19 protein-coding genes and 1 pseudogene are annotated in these 21348 nt (G+C 49.3%); all 20 read left to right on the top strand.

Annotation, left to right across the window (positions count from 1 at the left end; all coding sequences use genetic code 11):
- Positions 1–7: 7 nt before the first annotated feature.
- The 20 genes and pseudogenes from BLHYD_RS15965 (at position 8) to BLHYD_RS15870 (ending at position 21172) form a co-directional block, all read left to right on the top strand.
- A complete protein-coding gene (locus BLHYD_RS15965) occupies positions 8–2038 on the top strand; it encodes a CDP-alcohol phosphatidyltransferase family protein (protein ID WP_242648411.1) in 2031 nt (676 codons plus the stop codon).
- Positions 2039–2104: 66 nt separating this feature from the next.
- On the top strand, positions 2105–2863 hold the full coding sequence (locus BLHYD_RS15960; protein WP_005951757.1) for an IclR family transcriptional regulator: 759 nt from the start codon (positions 2105–2107) through the stop codon (positions 2861–2863).
- A gap of 185 nt (positions 2864–3048) precedes the next feature.
- Positions 3049–3732, top strand: a complete 684-nt coding sequence (locus BLHYD_RS15955; protein WP_040350890.1) for a FadR/GntR family transcriptional regulator — start codon at positions 3049–3051, stop codon at positions 3730–3732.
- A 62-nt stretch (positions 3733–3794) separates the two neighbouring features.
- Positions 3795–4439, top strand: a complete 645-nt coding sequence (gene eda, locus BLHYD_RS15950) for a bifunctional 4-hydroxy-2-oxoglutarate aldolase/2-dehydro-3-deoxy-phosphogluconate aldolase (RefSeq protein ID WP_005951753.1) — start codon at positions 3795–3797, stop codon at positions 4437–4439.
- A gap of 5 nt (positions 4440–4444) precedes the next feature.
- A complete protein-coding gene (locus BLHYD_RS15945) occupies positions 4445–5404 on the top strand; it encodes a phosphoglycerate dehydrogenase (protein WP_050769939.1) in 960 nt (319 codons plus the stop codon).
- Between the two features lie 26 nt (positions 5405–5430).
- Positions 5431–6579: an ABC transporter substrate-binding protein gene (locus tag BLHYD_RS15940; RefSeq protein ID WP_005951749.1), complete on the top strand. Its 1149-nt coding sequence runs from the start codon at positions 5431–5433 to the stop codon at positions 6577–6579.
- 149 nt (positions 6580–6728) lie between these two features.
- Positions 6729–8216 carry a sugar ABC transporter ATP-binding protein gene (locus tag BLHYD_RS15935; RefSeq protein WP_040350929.1) on the top strand — a complete coding sequence of 496 codons (1488 nt, stop codon included), beginning with the start codon at positions 6729–6731 and terminating at the stop codon, positions 8214–8216.
- Between the two features lie 214 nt (positions 8217–8430).
- Positions 8431–9402: an ABC transporter permease gene (locus tag BLHYD_RS15930; RefSeq protein WP_005951744.1), complete on the top strand. Its 972-nt coding sequence runs from the start codon at positions 8431–8433 to the stop codon at positions 9400–9402.
- Positions 9403–9418: 16 nt separating this feature from the next.
- A complete protein-coding gene (locus BLHYD_RS15925) occupies positions 9419–9598 on the top strand; it encodes a hypothetical protein (protein ID WP_005951742.1) in 180 nt (59 codons plus the stop codon).
- A 6-nt stretch (positions 9599–9604) separates the two neighbouring features.
- On the top strand, positions 9605–10378 hold the full coding sequence (locus BLHYD_RS15920; RefSeq protein WP_155799595.1) for an ABC transporter permease: 774 nt from the start codon (positions 9605–9607) through the stop codon (positions 10376–10378).
- 14 nt (positions 10379–10392) lie between these two features.
- Positions 10393–11091, top strand: coding sequence for a cyclase family protein (locus BLHYD_RS15915; protein WP_005951738.1), 699 nt, complete (start codon positions 10393–10395; stop codon positions 11089–11091).
- 1 nt (position 11092) lies between these two features.
- Entirely contained in the window at positions 11093–11995 is a 903-nt protein-coding gene (locus BLHYD_RS15910) for an amidohydrolase family protein (RefSeq protein WP_021845865.1), read from the top strand.
- Positions 11996–12033: 38 nt separating this feature from the next.
- A complete protein-coding gene (locus BLHYD_RS15905; RefSeq protein ID WP_021845866.1) occupies positions 12034–13479 on the top strand; it encodes a gluconokinase in 1446 nt (481 codons plus the stop codon).
- A gap of 79 nt (positions 13480–13558) precedes the next feature.
- Positions 13559–14626, top strand: coding sequence for a sugar kinase (locus BLHYD_RS15900; RefSeq protein WP_005951732.1), 1068 nt, complete (start codon positions 13559–13561; stop codon positions 14624–14626).
- A gap of 20 nt (positions 14627–14646) precedes the next feature.
- Positions 14647–16098 carry a decarboxylating NADP(+)-dependent phosphogluconate dehydrogenase gene (gnd, locus tag BLHYD_RS15895; RefSeq protein ID WP_005951730.1) on the top strand — a complete coding sequence of 484 codons (1452 nt, stop codon included), beginning with the start codon at positions 14647–14649 and terminating at the stop codon, positions 16096–16098.
- Between the two features lie 12 nt (positions 16099–16110).
- Positions 16111–17376: a nickel-dependent putative hexonate epimerase gene (locus tag BLHYD_RS15890; protein ID WP_005951728.1), complete on the top strand. Its 1266-nt coding sequence runs from the start codon at positions 16111–16113 to the stop codon at positions 17374–17376.
- A gap of 72 nt (positions 17377–17448) precedes the next feature.
- Positions 17449–18587, top strand: a pseudogene (locus BLHYD_RS15885) (aldo/keto reductase).
- A gap of 380 nt (positions 18588–18967) precedes the next feature.
- Positions 18968–19675: a response regulator transcription factor gene (locus BLHYD_RS15880; protein WP_005951722.1), complete on the top strand. Its 708-nt coding sequence runs from the start codon at positions 18968–18970 to the stop codon at positions 19673–19675.
- Complete coding sequence (locus tag BLHYD_RS15875; protein ID WP_005951720.1) at positions 19665–20735, top strand: sensor histidine kinase; 1071 nt, start codon at positions 19665–19667, stop codon at positions 20733–20735. Before BLHYD_RS15880 ends, BLHYD_RS15875 begins: the two co-directional genes overlap by 11 nt.
- Positions 20736–20836: 101 nt before the next feature.
- A complete protein-coding gene (locus BLHYD_RS15870; RefSeq protein WP_005951718.1) occupies positions 20837–21172 on the top strand; it encodes a hypothetical protein in 336 nt (111 codons plus the stop codon).
- Positions 21173–21348: the final 176 nt, after the last annotated feature.

The raw sequence follows: 21348 nt of genomic DNA, 5'->3' as shown, positions 1-21348 counted from the left end.
CATTGAGATGAAAGGTTGGATGAGAGAGTACTTTTCGATACCGAATCTGCTGGGATATTTCCGGCTGATATTGGCTGTGGTCTATCTGGCAGTCTGCTTTGAGGCGAGAACACAGCAGGATTATTATATTGCGGCAGGGATTATAGGGATTTCTATGCTGTCAGATTTTCTCGACGGTAAGATAGCCAGACATTTTAACATGATTACGAATTGGGGAAAAATCCTGGACCCAGTGGCAGATAAGGTGACGCTGGGAGTTGTGGCGGTCAGCTTTAGCTTTCGCTATCCGCTGATGCGCACGGTTGTCCTGATTTTTATTTTTAAAGAGCTATTTATGGGTGCGTCTGGACTGCTCCTGATGAGAAAGGGCTGGCGGACAGGAGGTGCCACCTGGCCGGGAAAAATCTGCACGGCGGGACTTTATATCATCAGCTTTGTGCTTCTGCTGTTTCCAGACTTAAAAATTCTTCAAGTGAATTTGTTGATGGTGCTGGAAATTGGGCTGATGTTCTTTGCGCTGGTATCTTACATAGAGCTTTATGCCCGGGTGCTGGGTGAGCTGAGACGAGGTGTACTAGGCGGGGACATCAATATGAAAGCTCTGACGCAGGAATTAAGACAGAGACACAGGAAGTATCGCTGGGCAGTGCCTGTCCTGTTGATTCTCTTTTGCATGTATCTGTTGGTCGGTGCGGTTCTGCCGTTTACGAAGCATCCTGAAGTAAAAAAGCAGACAAAGGGAGGTTTCGATGTGTCTGAGTGCTACGGCAGCGGTATCGGTTCGGACCGGGCTCGGATTTTAGAGGACAACGGTGAGGCGTTGGATGAGAGAATCCGTCTGATTGCAGGGGCAAAGGAGAGGATTATTCTGTCGACCTTTGATTTTCGGGCGGATGATGGCGGGTTGGATATTCTAGCAGCGCTTTTAGATGCCGCAGACAGAGGTGTTCAGGTGGAAGTCTTCGCAGACGGGTTTAACTCCTGGGTGAACATGGAGGGAAATCCTTATTTTTATGCGCTTTCTTCCCACCCAAATGGAAAGATTATCCTGTACAATAAGCTAAACCCTTTGAAGCCTTGGAATATTATGGGGCGGATGCACGATAAATATGTGATTGCGGATGACACGGCATATATTCTGGGAGGAAGGAACACCTTTAACTATTTCCTGGGAGACTATAAAGGCCATAAAAATTATGACAGGGATATTCTGGTGTACCACGCAGGACAGGGGGAGAGTTCTCTAAAGGAAGTGGAAGCTTATTACCGCAGGATTACGTCTCTGGATTATTGTAGTGTCTTCCATGATAAAGAGAAAATTGGAGACTACATAAGTGTTAGGAGAGCGGGGCAAAATCTGCGAGAGAGATTTCAGTGTATCCGGGAGGAGAAGCCTCAGTTGTTCGAGGCAGGTTACGACTATCGAGAACATACCTATGAGACTAGGCAGGTACATCTTTTGTCCAACCCCATACATAGATACGCAAAGGAACCCGTGCTGTTCTATGAGATCATGGCTCTCATCGAAGCGGAGCCGGGGAATTCCGTGATTCATACTCCTTATGCCATCTGCAACGATTATATGTATCAGGAGCTGTCTAAGGCAGGGAAAAAGGTGCGGATGATGCAGAATTCCGCAGCCAACAATGGCAATATGTTTGCGGCGGTGGATTATCTGAGAAACAAAGGGCGGCTGATAGATACGGGAATCCAGCTTTTGGAGTATGAAGGGGGAGTCTCCTATCACGGAAAAAGCGTCGCGGTGGGGGAAGAGCTGTCCCTGTTCGGGTCTTTTAACATGGATATGAGAAGCGCCTACATCGATACTGAGCTGATGCTGGCTGTGGACAGCCCGCAGATTAACCGTCAGCTCAGGAAAAATTTGGAAAGCTATGAAGAGAAGGCGGCTGTGGTAGAGACAGAGAGTGAGTACTCCTATATCCCGGAAGGGATATCCCAAAAGGAGCTGAGCGGAAAGAAAAAGGCATTTCAATTTTTCCTGGGCGGCATTTTAGAACGTCTCAGATTTCTGTTGTGAAGGATGAGAGGCCATGTTAAAATAAAATTTTCAGAGTACATTCTTAATTAGAAAAGTGAGGGCAATATGGAGGAAAAAAATCCAATTCAGGTGGCAGACCGCTTATTTCACACATTGGAGCTACTGAGCAGCCGAGGGGAGATGGGGCTGATCGAGATCAGTAGCGAGCTCTCCCTGCACAAGAGCACCGTTCACAGACTGCTGAACTCCCTTATTTTTTTAGGCTATGCCAGACAGCGGGAGGACGGTAAGTATCAGGCGACTTATAAGATTTTGGATTTGGCCAATCAGCTGGCGTCGAATATTGACGCAGTAAATGTAGTGAGACCGTACCTGCGGGAGCTGGCGCGGAAAACCCAGGAGACCGTACATTTTGTCGAGCTGGACGGGGTAGAGGCTTTCTATGTGGATAAGGTAGAGTCCTATGCGAATTCCATTCAGATGGTCTCGCGGATCGGCAGCAGAATTCCTTTGTACTGTACGGCAGTGGGGAAGGCCATGCTGGCCTGTATGAGCGGCGGCGAGGTCGCAGACATCTGGGAGAACAGTCATATCGTGGCCAGGACATCGAAGACGATCACGAATTTTGAACATTTCTTGGAAGAGCTGGACGCGGTGAAAAATCAGGGCTACGCTTTGGACAATGAGGAGAATGAGGCCGGCGTGAGGTGTATCGCTGTCAGTCTGCGTGACTATCTGGGAAAGGTGCGGTATGCGCTCAGCATCTCTGTGCCTTCTGCGAGGATGGACCAGGAAAGAGTGCGAGAATTGGCCCGCTGTGCGATTGAAATTCAGAAAAGAATCCAAAGGGAAGTGCGCCTTTGAGGGACATATTGTGCGGAACAAGATGAAATACATTGTGAAAAATATACATATTTTTTGGAGATATTATAGTATTAACTAACAAAAAGCCTAAAGAGGCAAAAAGCAATATTGACAAACTCAGATACTGAGAATACAATATGCACAAAGAAACTTATAAGACAACTTACAAGATAGGTGGATTTAGAGTGGCAATTCAGAAGCAGAATATTACCGATCAGGTGGTTTTATTTTTGAAAGAACAGATTGAAAATGGAATATGGCTGCCGGGTGAGAAAATTGACTCCGAAAATAAGCTCACGAAGGAGTTGGAGGTCAGCAGGGCCAGTGTACGCTATGCGATTCAGCAGCTGATTGCTGTGGGTATTCTGGAGAGTCACCAGGGAAAGGGAACTTTTGTGCGTGCTATTCCGGCGAAGGCTATCGCAGGTAAGTTGAACACTCTGTATCAGGAGAACAAAGACATGGAGGATATTTTGGAATTCCGTCAGATTATCGAGACGGAGAGCTGCAAGATTGCCGCGAGAAACATCACTCCAGAGATCTTAAAGAGCATGGAAGAAAACCTGTATGTGATGAAGAAAGATATGCATAAGACAGATGAGTTCGTGAAGAATGATCTTAGCTTTCATAAATCTATCTCTTTGGCTACAGGCAATAAGATGATTATCCGAAGTGTGGAGCTGATCTCTGAGGGGACAGAGCAATTGCAGCGGCAGTTTAACACAGACTATTTGGTGAAAGAGGCGATTTTTTATCACTCTAAAATTTTAGAATGCCTGAAGCAGCGGGATGGAATCGTCGCGGCAGAGTACATGAGACGGCATCTGAATGTGATGATTGATGAATATTATCGCCTGAAAGGAAAGTGACAGGATTTTTTTACTCATAACTTGTAAGACAACATACAAGTTATAGAAAGAGAGGAAAGAGAATGTACGAGAAGAGTTTGGAGACGTTGAGAAGACAAAAGCTAGTTCCGGTGGTGAAGCTGGAACGAGTGCAGGATGCTTTGCCATTGGGAGAGACTCTGTGTGAGGCGGGACTTCCCATTGCAGAAGTGACTTTTCGCACAGATGCAGCCCAGGAAGCCATCGAGAAGCTGACGAAAGAATTTCCAGGTATGACAGTGGGTGCCGGGACAGTCGTCAATAAGGAACAGGCGAAGAGAGCGTTTGCCGCCGGAGCGCAATTTCTGGTATCGCCTGGTGTGAATCGGGAGGTCATTGAGTATGCGCTGGGACAAAACTGTCCAGTCTATCCGGGAACCTGCACGCCGTCAGAGATTATGACAGCCCTGGAATATGGACTTCCCGTAGTGAAATTTTTTCCGGCGAATCAGTATGGGGGCCTGAAGACGATACAGGCGCTAGGGAGTGTATTTAGCCAGCTACAGTTTATGCCGACGGGAGGCATCCATGCGGGGAACTTGCTGGAGTATTTGGAGGACCCTAGGGTGATTGCCTGTGGAGGTAGCTGGATGGTGAAGGATTCTCTGATTCGGCAGGGAGATTTCCAGAGAGTGGGCCAGCTGACGAGAGAAGCGGTAAAGCTGATACAAGAACAGAATGGGAAGTGATGGAGATGAAGATATTGGTGACGCCTACATCGCTGCAGCCAGGAAGAAAATCTAAGGCGTTGGAGAGACTGAGGGATTTTTCAGAAGAGCTGGTTTTCAATGACAAGAGCCGCCCTCTGACGGAAGAAGAATTGATACCTTTGCTGAAAGGCTGTCAGGGGTATCTGGCGGGATTGGATTTTATTACAGAGAGAGTGCTGCGGGAGGCAGAGGATTTGAAGGTGATCTCTCGGTATGGGACAGGGTATGACCGTATTGATATGGCGGCTGCCAGTCAATATGGGGTGACTGTGACGAATACACCGGGGGTAAATGCGCAGGCTGTGGGCGAGCTGGCTTTTGGGCTACTGCTGTCTGTGGCCAGACAGATTTCTTATTTAGACCGGACGACCCGCAGCGGAGAATGGGTGAGAGCTGAGGGGGTGGAGCTGAAAGGCAAGACTCTGGGGATTCTGGGATTGGGCGCGATCGGAAAGGTAGTAGCACGGTGTGCCAAAGGCTTTGGAATGAGAGTGGCTGCCAGTGATCCTTTCATAGACCGGGAATATTGCCGGGAGCACGGAATTGAGGCAATGGATATGGAGGACTTGCTGTCTTTTGCGGATGCAGTCAGTTTGCATCTGCCTTTGAACAAAGAAACCACACATCTAATCGGAAAAGAAGCTTTGGCTAGGATGAAGGATGGAGTGATTTTGATCAATACATCCCGAGGTGGAATCATTGATGAGGAGGCGGCGTACTGCGGCTTGAAATCTGGAAAGATTGGAGGGTTAGGATTAGACGCATTTGAGAACGAGCCGCCGAAGGGGTCTTCTCTCTTTGAGTTTTCCAATGTAGTAGCGACTCCTCATACTGGCGCTCACACAAAGGAGGCGGCCAGTATGATGGCAGAACGGGCGGTAGACAACCTGATTTCGGTGCTACAAGGAGAACGGTGTCCGTATATTGTGGGGCAGAGTACATAAAAGGTAAAGATAGGAGGATTTTACACATGAAGAAGAAATTATTGGCGAGTTTATTATGCATGGCTATGGCGAGCAGTCTGTTGATTGGATGCGGCGGCAGTTCTGACAGCGAAAAAGAGGGCAGCTCTGCGACAGAGGAGGCTTCAGGAACACAGGAGTCCACAGATGCGTCCTCGAAGAACTCTACCGGAGAAGCCGTAGACGCTTCTGAGGTGACGGTGCCAGAAGAAAAAGGTGACTGGGTGGTCGGCTTTTCCAACTACTCAGCCGGAAATTCCTGGAGACAGCAGATGGAGGCAGAATTTAAGGAAGAGGCTGAGGCTTTGAAAAAAGCCGGAGTGATTTCTGATTACACGATGCTCAATGCAGACAATGACCAGTCCAAACAGATCTCGGATATTCGCGATTTGATTACCATGGGCTGTGATGCCATTGTGGTGACGGCAATCACTGCGGACGGATTAAATGATGTACTGGAAGAAGCAGAAGAGGAAGGAATTAAGGTCGTGAACTGTGATAACCTCTCTAGCAGTACGAAGCTTACCAGCAAAGTCATGGTTTCGGATTATGATTTTGGAAAGCTCTGCGGAGAATGGCTGGGTGAACAGCTCCCGGACGGTGGAAAAGTAATTGAGCTGAACGGAACTGCAGGAACCTCTACGGATACAAACCGGGCTGCAGGTATGGAGGACGGGCTCGCCGAGGCAAGCCCTGACAGTGAGATCATTGCTTCTGTGAATGCGGATTGGGATTACGCGACAGCAAAGACGGCGGTGGAAGAACTGCTGAATACCTATCCTGAGATTGACGGAGTACTGTCCCAGGGAGGTGCGATGACTCAGGCGGCCATGGAAGCGTTTGAGGCGGCAGGAAGAAAATTGGTCCCGATGACTGGGGAGGCGTCCAACGGTTTCTTGAGGTCTTGGGTGGAAGCAAAGGATAAGGGCTTTTCTAGTATCGCTTTTGTGTGTCCGACGACCCAGAGCGCGATTGCTTTAGACGTGGCGGTGAATGCTCTGAATGGTGAGGAGGTACAGCCGGAATATCTGGCATCAGAAGACCCTGTGACAGAGGAGAACGTAGACAGTGTATATCGTAAAGACTTATCTGACAATTTCTGGCCTGCAGGAACACGTTTGAGCGAGGAGAAAGCACAGGAGATGTTTGCAGAGTAGGAAGCATTTCCTGTATGGTTTTGAGGCCGGGTGTCGGTGGGATACCCGGCCTTTTTGACGGCGCGCAGAAAAAGGTAGCTGTACCTCTCAAATTTAGGGGGAGGAAAGCTGTAGTGGGTCTGCACGCTTGGGTATTAGGAGGAGAGAAGATGAAACCAGTACTGGAAATCAAAGATCTGGATAAAAAATTTGTCGGAGTACATGCGGTGGACCACGTGTCATTTCAGTGTTATCCAGGTACCGTTCATGTATTGCAGGGAGAAAATGGCGCTGGAAAAAGTACAATTCTGAAAATGTTGTCGGGACTGTATCAGCCTGATTCCGGGGAGATCTGTCTACACGGGAGGAAGGTGACATTTCGACAACCCAGGGATGCTCAGGAACAGGGAATCGCCATGGTTTACCAGGAGATGACGATACTGCCGGAGCTGACGGTGGCTCAGAACGTCTTTTTAAACAAAGAAGTGAGAAAGAGGAAGCTGTTGGATGAAAGAGAGATGATTCGCCGGACAAAGGAGCTGGGAGAAAAGTACGGGATAGAAGTGGACCCTTATGCTACAGCCGGGGAGCTGCCCATCGCCGCCCAGTCCATGGTGGAGATTCTCAAAGCTTTGGCTTCGGAGCCGGACATTTTGATTCTGGATGAGCCCACTTCGACTTTGACGAAGACGGAGGTACAGAAACTGTACGCGATTGTCCAAGGGTTAAAGGAAATGGGAAAGACGATTTTATTTATCTCTCACCGGATGGAAGAGGTCTTTCAGTTCGGGGACCGGATTACGATCATGAAGGATGGAAAGCTGGTGGGAACCTATGAAATCTCAAAGCTTAGTAGCGACGATATCATACGGCTGATGGTGGGGAGAGATCTACAGGATATTTTTCCGCCTAAGCTTCGAGAAAAAAATTCGGAGGAGATCTTTCGCGTGGAGGAGCTTTCAGATGCCGGCTGTGTGCACAATGTGAGCTTTTCCATCCGAAAGGGTGAGGTTCTGGGAATTGCGGCACTGGATGGACAGGGACAGACGGAGCTTCTGCGGACCGTAGCAGGGGTGCGCAGACACACGGCAGGAAAAATTTTTCTGGGTGGGAAGGAACTGAGATATCAGACCGCAAAGAAAGCCCTGAGACTGGGAATCGGCTATGTGCCGGAGGACAGAAAAGGACAGGGACTGTGTCTGTCTCTTTCCGTGGGAGAGAACCTTGCTCTGGCTAGCATGAGAAGGCGGCAGACCGCAGGCGTCATCAGGAGAAAAGCGGAGAGAGAAGTGATACAAAAGATGATCACACAGTTGAACATCAAGACACCTAGTGCTGCACAGGCGGTTGCGAATCTTTCAGGCGGAAATCAACAAAAGGTGTCCATTGGAAAGAGCCTGGCGGACGAACCGAAAGTCCTTTTGCTCAATGAACCTACCCGGGGAATTGATGTGGAGGCAAAGCAGGAGATCTACCGCCTGATTCGCCGGCTTGCCAAAGAGGGTGTCGGAATCTTAATTTACACTTCCGACATGATGGAAGTGATCGGTCTGAGCGACCGCATCTTCACTATGTATGAGGGCAGGATTACCGGGGAACTCAGCGGGGAGGAAATCGAGGAAGAGGCGATTATGCGGGGTGCGATGAATATGGCTTGATGTTATAGAAAGGACCTTGTCACGCTAATGCGTGAAAGACCTTTCCTATAACATCAAGCGCTCCGCTGTGGATGCACACGCTGCAATAAGGAATTTCACCGCAAAGCGGTGCTGCAGCGGCGCACAAAGTGGGACGCGCCCCTCAAAGAGTGAAGAGATGAGGAGGTTGAAGGGGTCTTGTCCACTTTGTTTTACATATAGAAAGGAGTCTCAAATGGAAAAAGCAGGAATACTTCATTCAAAGCATGACCGGCTGTTGTTGTTCAAGAGAAAAAGCGAAGTGATTTTTGTCTATATCTTTCTGGTAATTTTTTTTATAGCCGCGATGCTTTTGAGTGACCGTTTTATGACGGAGCGAAACCTCAGAAATCTGATTATATCAAATATAGGTTTGCTGTTTGTGGCATATGGACAGTTGTTTATCGTACTTCTTGGAGGTGTGGACCTGTCTGTAGGTTCGGTCATCTCTCTGACCAATGTGATCTGTGTGACGATGATTACAGAGAATCCGTCCACCTGGTTCCTGGCATTTATCGCCAGTCTGGCAGCGGGCGCAGGCGTGGGTCTAGTGAATGGACTGTTGGTGGTGAGAGGACGGCTGCAGCCGATTATTGCTACCTTGGCGACGCAGACCTTTTTTGCCGGGGTGGCGCTCTATATCATGCCGGGCCCGGAGGGAATTCTCCCCTCTGAGCTTTGCAAGTTTATCACAAAGGGCTGGAATTATCTGTTTCCTCTGTTCTTGACGTTGATAGTCTCGACTGTGGTTTGGCTGCTCCTAAACCGTAGCCGATTCGGAAGAGCGGTGCTGGCTGTCGGTGGGAACGAACAGTCTGCGAAATCTTCTGGAATCTCTGTGGGAACGGTGAAGATTAAGAGCTTTATCTTTACCAGTCTGATGGCTGTTATGGCAGGGCTGTTTATATCGGCCTATGCTACCTCAGGAAGCCCGCTGATTGGCGAGGCGTACTCCCAGCGTTCCATCACCGCGGCTGTGGTGGGAGGAGCTGCTCTAGCCGGAGGAAAAGGAAGCGTGGTTGGCTGTATCGCGGCAGCAGGAATCCTGGGGATTGTGAACAATCTTTTGAACCTGAGAGGAGTATCTTCTTATTATCAGTACGTACTTCAAGGTGTGATCTTGATTCTGGCGCTAGCGATCAGTGCGGTCCGCACGAACAAGAAGTAGAAGGGAGGAGAGGAATATGAACACAAATGAAAGATCACTGACCTATAAGAAGATCATGCCTCTCATTCTGGTTTATGCGGTTATGGTGGGGCTGAGTATCGTCGCGAATTTCTTAAATCCAGGATTTTTGAGTCTGTCGCATATCTGGACGATTGTTCGTCAGATGTCATTTCTGGGAATCGTCTGCATCGGGTAGACCCTGGTGATTCTCACGGGAGGTATTGACCTGTCCATGCAGTATACGTTGGTTCTCTGCAATGTGGTGAGTGCACAGGTGATCTCAGGACAGAATGAAAATACATGGATGGCACTGGCAGTCAGCATTCTGATCTCGGCAGTGATCGGGCTAATCAATGGCTTTGGCGTTTACTTTTTGAAGATACCGGCGATGATTATGACTTTGGCCACTGGAAGTGCGGTCTGGGGAATCGCTTATATCTACTGTAACGGTGCCCCTAAGGGGAAGACCTCGGAGATTTTAAGCTTTATCGCCAACGGAAAAATCGGGGGCATCATCAACGGAGCTTCTCTGATCTGGATGCTCCTAAGTGTAGCTGTGATTCTGGTGCTGAAGTTCACGGTGTTCGGCAGGACGGTCTATGCAGTCGGTGTCAACCGGGAGAGTGCGAATTATTCGGGAATTAACGTTCCTGCCACTTTGATAGGAATCTATGTGGCAGCCAGTGTGCTGGCAGGAATCAGTGGATTCATCCTGCTGGGATATACTGGGACCAGTTATCTATCCACTGGAGAATCCTACAACATGGATTCCATCGCCGCCGTGGTCGTGGGAGGCACTTCCATCATGGGAGGCAGCGGTTCCTATGTGGGAACGATCGCAGGTGTAGGAATTATGATTATCATCAACAGTCTGATGACGGTACTGAACATGGCGGAGTCTGGAAAACAGATGGTTCAGGGATTGATTATCATCGTGCTGTTGGTGATCGTATATGGAAGAAAGGACAGAGAGTAGGGGGAGGCAGAACTATGAAAAAAGTAATATCTTATCCAATTGCCAAGGAGAGTCCAGGGTGGCCAGGAAATCCCACGTATCAGGCAGAACAGGTGACGGACATCCAAAAAGGGGATTCGGCTAACACGTTCATGATACATCTTTTTAACCATTTCGGCACACACATGGATGCGCCGCTGCACTTTAACCCTAAGGGAGCGGCAGTCAAAGACCTGCCGATAGAAGAGTTTCTCTATGAAAATCCTTTGCTGGTGGATATCCCCAAGGGAGCAGGCGAAAAGATTTACACGGAAGATTTAAGACCTTATGAGCAGGAGATCAAAGGCAGAGATTTGTTGATGATAAGGACGGGGTTTTCCAGGGTGCGCGCAGAAAATCCCCAGGTGTATGCCCAGAATGGGCCGGCGCTTTGCAGCGATGCGGCAAAATATCTGATGGAGAACTATGCAGATCAATTAAAGGCAGTGGCTCTGGATTTCATTTCTCTGGCCTCCTATAGTGACTGTGTGGACGGAGATCTCTCCCATCAGTATCTGTGTGGAAAGTTTCATCCGGGACATATCTGTATCATCGAGGATGTGAATATGGAAGGGCTGAGTCAGGAACAACTGGTGTACGCCGAGGCTCTTCCCTTGTTTTTGGAGGGAGTGGACAGCAGTCCGGTTACGATGTGGGTAAAACTACAGACAGACCGCCAAGATGGGAGGCAGTAAGATGGAGATTATCGACATTCACGCGCACATATATCCGAGAGTCGCGGGAATCACAAAAGGAGCGCCCATGGTCTCCATGAGACATGGAAAAGTAAAAATCGGGAATCAGATCACCCAATTTCTTCCGCCCTCCTTCACGGAGGCGGCCAGCACACCGGAGACTTTGATCGCCTATATGGATTGGTGTGGGATTTCCAAGGCGCTTTTGATGCCAAATCCGTATTACGGCTATCACAACGACTATGTGTTAGAAGCGGTGAGAGCTTATCCGGACAGGCTAAAAGGGATTGCCCTGGTAGATCTTCTCAGAGGAGAAGAGGCGGCCAGAGAGTTGGAGCGTATTTATGAAGACACGGAACTGTTTGGCTTTAAGGTGGAGACGGACAGCACGTTCCAATGCGCGCCCCACAAGCATATGACGGACGCAGACCTGATGCCGGTCTGGGAATGCTGCAATCGGTACCGTCAGCCGGTTTTCCTGCATCTGTTTACAGATAGGGATGTGGAAGATTTAGAAACACTGACGCGCAGGTTTTCGCAGATCACTTATGTGATCTGCCATATGGGAGCGGACAGTTGCTTTCAGCGGGGTAGAAACCGCGGGAACTTTCAGCGGGTATTGAGGTTGGCTAAGGAAAATTCAAATGTCTATCTGGACACCTCGACGGTACCTGTCTATTTCCAGGAGGAGTATCCTTTTCCCACCAGCGTCAAAATCATCCAGGAGGCGTATCAGGCAGTGGGGGCCGAAAAGCTGTTGTGGTCTTCCGACTATCCAGGAATGCTGAACCATGCGACCATGAGGGAGCTGATTGACATGGTTGTGAGACACAGCAAAATTCCTCAGGAAGATCTGAGGAAAATCATGGGGGAAAATGCGAAAAAGCTTTGGTTTTCTGACTGATAAGCCAAAGACGGTAAAGAGAAATGGGGGAGAGAGCTATGTTAGTGTTGGCCATTGAGTCCAGTACGAGTTCAGCAAAAGCCGTTTTGTACGACACGGTTCAGGGTGTGGTGAGGTCTGGCCAGGAGGTCTATTCCGCAGGAATCGGTCACGACGGTCAGACCAATGCTCAGGCCGTGTTTGAGACGACGATGCGCGTCGCCAGAGGGATTGCACAAGGAGAGCGGGTGGAGGCAGTCGCCCTGTGCGGCACCTGGCATGGAATCTGTGCCTGCGACTCGAAAATGGTTCCGATCACGCCGGTGTATTCCTGGAATTTCACAAGAACGGCAAACATGTGCAAGCAGATGCGAAAGAATGAGGAATTGAGAAAAAAGCTGTATCACAATACCGGCTGCATGCCTCACAATACCTATCCGCGCCATGCGATTCAGTACATGATGAGCAGGGGGATGGATTTGACCAATAAAGTTTTTATCACGCAGGGCGGTTATAATTTCTACCGTCTCACCGGAAAATTCTGGGAATCCATCAGCACACAGAGCGGAACGGGAGTGGTGAATCTTTTCAATCATCAGTATGATAAGTTTACCCTGGAATTTCTGGGAATTCGAAGGGAACAGCTAGGAAGGCTGGTGACTTACCGAAACGTCTGCCCTCTGAGTGAGAACGGGGCGAAACTTTTGGGAATCCGGCAGGGTACCCCCGTGGTTCCCGCGCATCCTGATGGCGCACTGAATCAGATCGGGAATTATGCCAGCCATCCAGGGATTATGACGATCTCTATAGGGACCAGCGGTGCTCTTCGAATGGCCACCGAAACGCCGATTCTCCCCAAAGGGAATGAGCTGTGGTGCTACTGCGGGGCTGAGGGGTGGATTTCCGGCGCGGCCATTTCTGGAGCCTGCAACTGTGTGAATTGGTTCCGAGACTGCCTGTGCAGTCCGGCTGTGTTGGAAAATGGGCATAGGGTGTCTTTTCAGGAACTAGAACGTGTAGAGGAATTAAGAGGGGACGTGCCGGTCTTTCTCCCATTTCTCTTTGGCGAGAGGTGTCCCGGTTGGTGCGATTCCAGGAGGGCGGGCTTTTATCAGGTGAAGGCTTCTCACGGAATCAGAGAATTCTATCAGTCCTTGCAGATGGGGATTCTGTATAATCTCTATCAGTGCTATGAGGTGCTTTGCCGGGAAAATGGAAGACCGAGGCAGATCATTGTGTCAGGGGGCATCAGCAATTCCAGGCGCTGGCTTCAGATGCTGGCGGATATCTTCGAGGAGGAAATTCTGGTGGCGAATCACCCAAACGCTTCCTCTATGGGGGCTGTGGCATTGGCTCTGTATGCCTGCGGTCAATTGGATGATATCAATGAATTTCGCCAGGACTATGATGCGGCTGAGAAGATTGAGCCGAACCAGTACATGTTTTCTTATTATATGGAAAATTACCAGCGCTATCTGAGGATGTACTACAGTGATTTAAATTGAGAATGAGAAAAAAGGCGTCTGGCAGAATCCAATCTGTACAGGCAGATGGCACAGCTACACAGACGGGAAAGGAAGGAAAATGGATACAGTACGGAAAAAATATACGATCATGACAGTGACCAGCATGGGAGTCCGAATCACTCCGCTGTCTCGGCAGCCGGTTCATACCAGCAGCCTGTATCAGATGCAGAGCACCAGCGCCGAGAGCAATGTGCTGAATGTAAGTGCCTCCCTGGGGAAACCGGTGAAGGTTCTGACGAAGTTTGTGAGCAAAAGTCCGATTTCTGCTTTTATTCAAGGAGAGCTGCGCAGGAGAGGGATTGAGTTCGAAGGTAAAGCTGTGGCTCAGGAGGGCCCCTGGGGAGTACGGCATCAGTTTAATATCGCAGACAGCGGCTATGGTCTGAGAGGACCTAGAGTCCACAATGATCGAGCCGGCGAGGTGGGGCTGACTCTTCGGGCGGAGGATTTCGATCTGAAACGGATTTTCGAGGAAGAAGGTTGTCAGATTTTTCATCTGTCCGGATTGGTGGCAGCGCTGTCGCCCCAGGTGGGAGAGTGTTGTCTGAAAATGGTGGAAGAGGCGAAGAAAAATCATGCTCTGGTATCCTTTGATCTAAATTACAGGGCGAGCTTTTGGAAGGGCAGAGAAGAACAGCTGCGGAAAGTGTTTCACGAAATTGCGCAGGCTGCGGATATCCTGATCGGGAACGAAGAGGATTTTCAATTGGCGTTGGGAGCAGAAGGGCCGAAGACCGGAGGAGAGGCAGTGAGTCAGATCGAGAGCTTTCAGGAAATGATTAGCCGCGTGGCAAAAGAGTATCCGAATGTGAAGGTTTTCGCGACAACACTCAGGCAGGTTGTAAGCGCCAATGAGCATCTGTGGGGCGCAATTATGCTGGCAGAAGGACAATGGTATGTGGAGAAACCCAGGGAGATTCCTGTATTGGACAGAATCGGCGGCGGAGATGGCTTCGTAGGCGGCCTTCTCTATGGTATCAGTCAGGGGTGGGAGCCTGAACAGTGGTTGAAATTCGGCTGGGGGACCGGAGCGATGGCGGCGACGCTGCTGGAAGACTATGCGTCTCCGGTCAGCGAGGAACAAGTGTGGAGTATCTATGAGGGCAATGCGAGAGTCAAACGTTGAGAAGGAGAGGAGGCATAAAAATGGAGAAGTCCAAGATCGGTGTGATTGGTCTGGCAGTGATGGGGGAAAATCTGGTGATGAACATGGAAAGCAAGGGCTTTCGGGTCAGTGTCTATAACCGCACGACAGAGAAAGTGACGCGTTTTCTGCAAGGCCGGGCCCGGGGAAAACAGATTCAGGGGGCCTATTCCCTGGAAGAATTGGTTGGCCAGCTAGAAAAGCCCAGAAAGATTTTCCTGATGGTTAAGGCTGGGCAGCCGGTGGACGTGCTCGTGGAGCAGCTTCTGCCGTTGCTGGAAGAAGGGGATATTTTGATTGACGGCGGAAATTCCCATTTTCCAGATACACAGAGAAGAACAGAGTATGTGGAGAGCCAGGGAAAGTATTATGTAGGATGCGGGGTGTCCGGCGGGGAGAGCGGCGCACTGAGAGGTCCGTCTTTGATGCCGGGAGGCTCGAAGGAGGCATGGCCCAAGATACAACCGATTTTACAGGCAATCGCCGCGAAGACCGAAGACGGGATTCCCTGCTGCCAGTGGGTAGGAAACGGGGGAGCCGGCCATTTCGTGAAAATGGTCCACAATGGAATCGAATATGGAGATATGGAACTGATCTGTGAGGCTTATCATCTGATGAAAACATTATTGGGTCTCTCCTGCCAGGAAATGCACGAGATCTTTGCGCGGTGGAATGAGTCTAGACTCAACAGTTATCTGATCGAGATCACAGGAGATATTCTGGCCTATCGAGATGAGGACGGCGAACCACTGGTGGAGCACATTCTGGATACCGCGGGGCAGAAGGGAACCGGAAAGTGGACAGTGGAGGCAGCTCTAAATCAAGGGAGTGCGCTGACGTTGATCGGGGAGGCGGTTTTCTCACGGTGTTTATCTGCAATGAAAGAAGAGAGAGTGAAAGCATCGAGGCTTCTGCCGGGGGTTCACAGGAAGTTTGAGGGGAATAAAGAGGAGTTCCTGAATTGGATTGAGGATGCTTTGTATGCCTCTAAGATCGTCTCCTACGCTCAGGGCTATGCGCTGATGAGAAATGCTTCTGTGTCCTATGGTTGGAAACTGGCCTATGGAGACATTGCGTTGATGTGGCGGGGCGGCTGTATTATCCGCAGCGCCTTTTTAGGGGAGATCAAGAACGCCTATGATAAAAATCCAGCTCTGGAGAATCTGCTGCTGGATTCTTATTTTACGGATGCTATGGAAAAAGCACAGCAAGGATGGCGCAAGGTGTGTGCAGCCGCGCTGGAATACGGAGTGCCTGTGCCAGCTATGACTTCCGCACTGTCTTACTACGATGGCTGTCGGTGTGAGAGATTGCCTGCGAATCTTTTGCAGGCCCAGAGGGACTATTTTGGGGCTCACACCTATGAACGGCTGGACGCGCCCAGAGGTCAGTTTTTCCATACCAACTGGACCGGGGAAGGAAACGCTACGGCGGCCAGTGTCTACAGTGTGTGAGGAGGAAGGGCTATGAATATCTACAGAGAGTCCCAGAGTAGAAATGGACTGACGAAAGAGCAGATACGGCGGACTTTGTGGCAGGGCTTGGAAGGCAGAAAGCTGAACAAAGTCCTGATGATCTCTCCGGATTTTACCCGCCTTCACTCCAACGGTGGCTTTATCACCAATGCCTGCTACCATTTTCTGAGGGCTCAGGGATGTCAAGTGGAAGTTCTGATCGCCCAGGGGACCCATGAGGATATCAGCGAAGAACAGTTCCGGGAAATGTACGGGGATATTCCCTACGACATGATGATTCCCCATCGATGGAGGGAAGACACTGTTGTCATCGGGGAGGTACCTGAGGAATATCTGAAAGAGATCACAGGGGGACTTTGGACGCAGAGCTTAGCTGTGGAGGTCAACAGAAAAGTGTTGGACCCTTCCTATGATTTGATCTTGTCGGTGGGTCAAGTGGTTCCCCATGAGGTCATCGGCATGGCCAACCATTCTAAAAATATCTTCGTGGGAGTGGGAGGAAGGCAAATCATCAACAAGTCCCATATGTTGGGCGCAGTTCTCGGTCTGGAACAGATTATGGGGAAAGACCACTCTCCGGTGCGTCAGGCTTTTGATTACGCGCTGAAGCATTTTCTCAAGGAAGTTCCGCTGGTGTTCGTTTTGACTGTGACCACCGCCGATGGGGAGGAGATCTGTACCCATGGACTCTACATCGGAGATGAGAGAGCAGTTCTAGAGGAGGCCATCGCTAAGTCACAGGAGAAGAACATTCGTTTTTTAGATAAGGAAATTCAAAAATGCGTGGTCTATCTGGACCCCAGAGAGTTTCAAAGTACCTGGGTGGGAAATAAGGCGGTCTACCGAACTAGAATGGCCATGGCTGACGGCGGGGAGCTGCTGATTTTGGCTCCGGGCGTGCATTGTTTTGGTGAAGATAAGACCAACGATGAGATCATACGCCGTTATGGTTACTGCGGCCGGAAGCGAGTGCTGGAACTATTTGAGAGAGAAGAACTGCTCAAAGAAAATATGGGTGCGGCAGCCCATCTGATACATGGTTCCAGTGATGGAAGATTCACCGTGACCTATGCGGTCAAAGAGATCTCAAAGGAGGAGATAGAGTCGGTATATTTTCAGGCCGTGGACTATGATGAGGCGGTGCGGCGCTATGATGTCAGCAGGCTGAAGGAGGGGGGGAATCGGATGGAGGACGGAGAAGAGATCTATTTTGTCCGTAATCCGGCGCTGGGCCTTTGGGCTGCAAAAAAAGCTTGACTTAGAGTGAACTCCAGGTTTTATACTGCTATGTAGAGGAAGATCATAAATAAAAAACCAGGAGGGATAAGTATGGAATTTAAGGAGTTTCAGGATTTAAAGTTGTCGGCACTGGGTTTTGGAGCGATGCGTCTGCCCACGGTGGGAGGAGACCCCAACGGAGCGGTGGACGAGAAACTGACGGCTGAGATGGTGGCTTACGCGAGGGCGCAGGGAGTAAATTATTTTGACACCGCCTATGGATACCACGATGGCATGTCAGAGGTCGTGATGGGAAACATTCTGGGTCAGTACCCGAGAGAGAGCTTCTATCTGGCAGACAAGTTTCCAGGCTACGATCTGGCAAATATGGACAAGGTGGAGGAAATCTTTGAAGAGCAGCTGAAGAAATGTGGTGTGGATTATTTTGACTTTTATCTTTTCCACAATGTATACGAGAAAAACATTGAACCGTATATGGACGAAAAGTATGGAATTATGGACTATCTGTGGAGACAGAAACAGGCAGGGCGCATCCGGCATCTGGGTTTTTCGGCCCATGGGCGTTATGAGACTTTGAAGCGGTTTTTGGAAGCCTATGGGGACAGAATGGAATTTTGTCAGATTCAATTGAATTATCTGGACTGGAAGCTTCAGGATGCCAAGGCAAAAGTGGAGTTGTTGAATGAGTACAAGATTCCGATTTGGGTCATGGAGCCGTTAAGAGGCGGAAAGCTGGCAACGCTGTCCCAGGAAAATGAGGCGAAGCTGAAAGCGTTGCGCCCGGATGAGGAAACGCCGGCCTGGGCTTTTCGCTTTCTGCAGTCTGTGCCGGGTGTGACCATGGTTCTGTCCGGTATGTCAGATATGGAGCAGATCAGGAAGAATATCGCTACGTACAGTGAGCATAAGCCTCTCTCAGAGAAAGAATGGGACGCTCTGTCAGAGGTGAGGACAGTATGCTGGATATTCTGCCATGTACAGCCTGCCGTTACTGTGTTCCCCACTGCCCGCAGGGATTGGACATTCCCACATTGCTGTCTTTGTATAATGAGACGAGATTCGTCAACGGACTGATTGCGCACATGGCTGTGGATGCGCTTCCTGAGGAGAAACGTCCTTCGTCTTGCGTCGGTTGCCAAAGCTGCGAGGCTGTCTGTCCCCAGCAGCTGGAAATTGCCGCAGCTATGGCCGATTTTGTAGATAAACTGAATCAGCCGGCGGGATTGTAGAGAAGTCGGCGGAAATTAAATTTTCAGCCGGTGGATGGTATTGAAACTGTGTAAAATGACAAGCCTGTGTGATTTTCAACATCGCGCAGGCTTTTTGAGATGGGAAAAACTGACAGTTACTATAGAGTTTTGGGTTACTCTGCTGTATACTTAACTTTATCAGATGGGGAAGCCACCCGCCGCTGTAGGCGGTGGGCAGGAAATTAGTATCTGTGACGGGTGTCAATTCCCCATCAGATAAACGCTCCGCGAAGATGCACAGGATTCGGAGAGGAATGATGACGTCGGATGCCGCCCCGAATCCCGCGCGAAGACCCGCGAGCGGGTCTTGAAATATGATAGACAGCAGCAAAAGGATAAGTACACAGGAGGAATAACATATGAGAGAAGGCAAAAATGTGATACTGGTGGCAGACGATGAGAAAGAGATTCGTGATATTTTAGGACTGCTGCTGGAAGGGGAAGGTTATCTGGTGCTGAAGGCACAAAATGGGGAGGAGGTACTGGAACAGGCGGACAGTGAGGTAGATCTGTATCTCTTAGATGTGGATATGCCGCAGATGACCGGTTTTGCCGCAGCGGCGAAGCTGAGGAAGACATATCTGGCGCCGATTATTTTTCTGACCGCATATTCCGGCGAATCAGATAAGGTCATGGGATTTTCTGTGGGGGCGGATGACTATATTGTAAAGCCTTTCTCAAATATGGAAGTGCTTTTGCGGGTCAGAGCCCTGCTGCGGCGAACACAGCAGTATACGTCTGTGAAAGCGCAAAAGGAACCGGAGATCTCTGATACTCAACTGAGATATAAAGATTTGGTTTTAGATCTGGAAGAGCAGTCTGTCAAAAAGGGGGACCAGGTTATTGTGCTGACTTATACGGAATTTCGGATATTGGAATTGTTTCTCTCCCACAGAAAGAAAATCTATTCCGTTGAAAATATTTATCAGAGCATCTGGGAAGAAGATGCAGTGGGAGACAGCACGATCATGGTGCACATCAAAAATTTGAGAAAAAAGCTGGGAGATAACTCGAAGAACCCTCAGTATATCAAAACCGCATGGGGAAAGGGATACTATGCCGATTAAGGAGAGAGCGGAGAAAAAGAAGAGAAGGCGCTTGTCCTGGGAGATTTTGGAGCTGGTGGGGGCTGGGGCACTCATCGCGCTGCTGGCCTTTGTATTTTTGTATTTTGCATCCATGGCAATTTCAGAGACTTATCTGACAAGGAGAGGGTTTGCTCTAGACCAGAGACAGCTAAGGATTTTGACAGTATGGATTCGCAGCGTGTGCATGGCTGCCTCAGCCGTGGTGTTCGTGGCGGTTTTTCTGTTTTTGATTGGGCAGAAAATCTCGTATCTGCTGTTCATCATCTCGGGAGTGGAGGCGCTTCGCCAAAGGGAACTGGATTTTGAAATTTCCGTGAAGGGAAACGATGAGTTGACGGAGCTGGCAGAGAGTATTAATTATCTCTCACTGTCCCAAAGAGAGATCAATCAGAAAGAGCAAAGGCTCAAAGAGGAGAGAGAGACGCTGATACGTTCCCTGTCTCATGATATCCGGACTCCTCTGACTTCGATTCTCTCATACACGGAGTATATGGAGGGGAAAAAGACGCTGCAGCCCCATGAGGTCGAGGGGTACCTCTCCATGGTAAGGACGAAGGCGGAACAGATGAAGGTGCTGACAGACCGACTTCTGGGGAAGCGGGAAAAAAAGAAGGAAAAAATAGAAAATGGGCTTCTGCTGATGGAACAGCTGGCAGCGGAGTGGGAAGAGGCACTGGAAGATGAATTCTGCTGTCAGGTGGATTTAGGGCAATGCCAAAATTTCAGCGGGAACTATGATATTCATGATCTGCGTCGCATTTTTGACAATTTGGCGTCCAATGCGGCCAAGTATGCGGACCCGCAGGGCGCAGTAAAACTTCAGATTCAGACACAGGAAAATAGAGTTTGGATTCGACAGCGCAATAAGATGAGAGTGAGAAGTGAGGGACAGGTTGAGAGTCATAAGATTGGGCTGGAGAGTGTACGGCAGATCGCGGAGGAGTATAGTGGGGAGATGAAGGTGGAACAGACGGATATGACCTTTGAAGTAGAGATTGGTCTAGAGGCTGTTGAATTGTCTTCAAAAATAATGCCGTAAGTTTAGAATTCTTTAGAATTACCTTTTAAATTTCTTTATAAGTCCGTGTTAAATTAAGTACATAACAAAGAGAACTTACAAAAGAAAGAGAGGAAAGAAATATGGCATTAGGTATGATTTTAGTATTATTTATAGCGATAAGCGTGGTTAGTGGACTGGGAATTTTGTTTTTGCTGCTGACGAAAAATGAGAAGGTTAAAAAGGGAATGTACTATTTCCTGGCTGTCTGGGGTTTGGTGATTGCGTGGCTTACTTCAAGCAGCCTTCCGAACAATTACATGAACGGAAAACTGATCGCTTGGGGAATTAGTGCTCTCGGTGTGGTGGGAATTTTTGTATACCTGAAAGCAGGTTCAAAAGGACAGCGTCAGATCGCTTACGCGATGGTGATCGTCTCTGTTGTGGCGGGAGTTATGAGATTGTTTGGTTTGATCTAGGAAGAAAGCAGCCGTGGGAAAGCGGCTGCTTATATTTTTGGGAGGTGCCGCCGACAGGCGGCATGAAGGTTTCGCGATAAAATTGGCATACGGTTGCCATGTTCTGTCTATGGTATCGCTGCGAGCAAAATAAAATATCGGAGAAGTTAAAACAGGAATCAGAAGACTGGGTTGTT

Origin of the sequence: Blautia hydrogenotrophica DSM 10507 (genome assembly GCF_034356035.1) — a bacterium.
Classification (GTDB): Bacteria; Bacillota; Clostridia; order Lachnospirales; family Lachnospiraceae; genus Blautia_A; species Blautia_A hydrogenotrophica.
Note: the sequence above shows the minus strand (reverse complement) of the source record. Positions and strands in the feature narration are given on the sequence as shown.

Excerpts from the sequence above, each read along its gene's own strand:
- BLHYD_RS15965 (WP_242648411.1), top strand. The coding sequence starts at position 8 with ATGAAAGGTTGGATGAGAGAGTACTTTTCGATACCGAATCTGCTGGGA.
- BLHYD_RS15960 (WP_005951757.1), top strand. The coding sequence starts at position 2,105 with ATGGAGGAAAAAAATCCAATTCAGGTGGCAGACCGCTTATTTCACACA.
- eda (WP_005951753.1), top strand. The coding sequence starts at position 3,795 with ATGTACGAGAAGAGTTTGGAGACGTTGAGAAGACAAAAGCTAGTTCCG.
- BLHYD_RS15945 (WP_050769939.1), top strand. The coding sequence starts at position 4,445 with ATGAAGATATTGGTGACGCCTACATCGCTGCAGCCAGGAAGAAAATCT.
- BLHYD_RS15940 (WP_005951749.1), top strand. The coding sequence starts at position 5,431 with ATGAAGAAGAAATTATTGGCGAGTTTATTATGCATGGCTATGGCGAGC.
- BLHYD_RS15935 (WP_040350929.1), top strand. The coding sequence starts at position 6,729 with ATGAAACCAGTACTGGAAATCAAAGATCTGGATAAAAAATTTGTCGGA.
- BLHYD_RS15930 (WP_005951744.1), top strand. The coding sequence starts at position 8,431 with ATGGAAAAAGCAGGAATACTTCATTCAAAGCATGACCGGCTGTTGTTG.
- BLHYD_RS15925 (WP_005951742.1), top strand. The coding sequence starts at position 9,419 with ATGAACACAAATGAAAGATCACTGACCTATAAGAAGATCATGCCTCTC.
- BLHYD_RS15915 (WP_005951738.1), top strand. The coding sequence starts at position 10,393 with ATGAAAAAAGTAATATCTTATCCAATTGCCAAGGAGAGTCCAGGGTGG.
- BLHYD_RS15910 (WP_021845865.1), top strand. The coding sequence starts at position 11,093 with ATGGAGATTATCGACATTCACGCGCACATATATCCGAGAGTCGCGGGA.
- BLHYD_RS15905 (WP_021845866.1), top strand. The coding sequence starts at position 12,034 with ATGTTAGTGTTGGCCATTGAGTCCAGTACGAGTTCAGCAAAAGCCGTT.
- BLHYD_RS15900 (WP_005951732.1), top strand. The coding sequence starts at position 13,559 with ATGGATACAGTACGGAAAAAATATACGATCATGACAGTGACCAGCATG.
- gnd (WP_005951730.1), top strand. The coding sequence starts at position 14,647 with ATGGAGAAGTCCAAGATCGGTGTGATTGGTCTGGCAGTGATGGGGGAA.
- BLHYD_RS15890 (WP_005951728.1), top strand. The coding sequence starts at position 16,111 with ATGAATATCTACAGAGAGTCCCAGAGTAGAAATGGACTGACGAAAGAG.
- BLHYD_RS15880 (WP_005951722.1), top strand. The coding sequence starts at position 18,968 with ATGAGAGAAGGCAAAAATGTGATACTGGTGGCAGACGATGAGAAAGAG.
- BLHYD_RS15875 (WP_005951720.1), top strand. The coding sequence starts at position 19,665 with ATGCCGATTAAGGAGAGAGCGGAGAAAAAGAAGAGAAGGCGCTTGTCC.
- BLHYD_RS15870 (WP_005951718.1), top strand. The coding sequence starts at position 20,837 with ATGGCATTAGGTATGATTTTAGTATTATTTATAGCGATAAGCGTGGTT.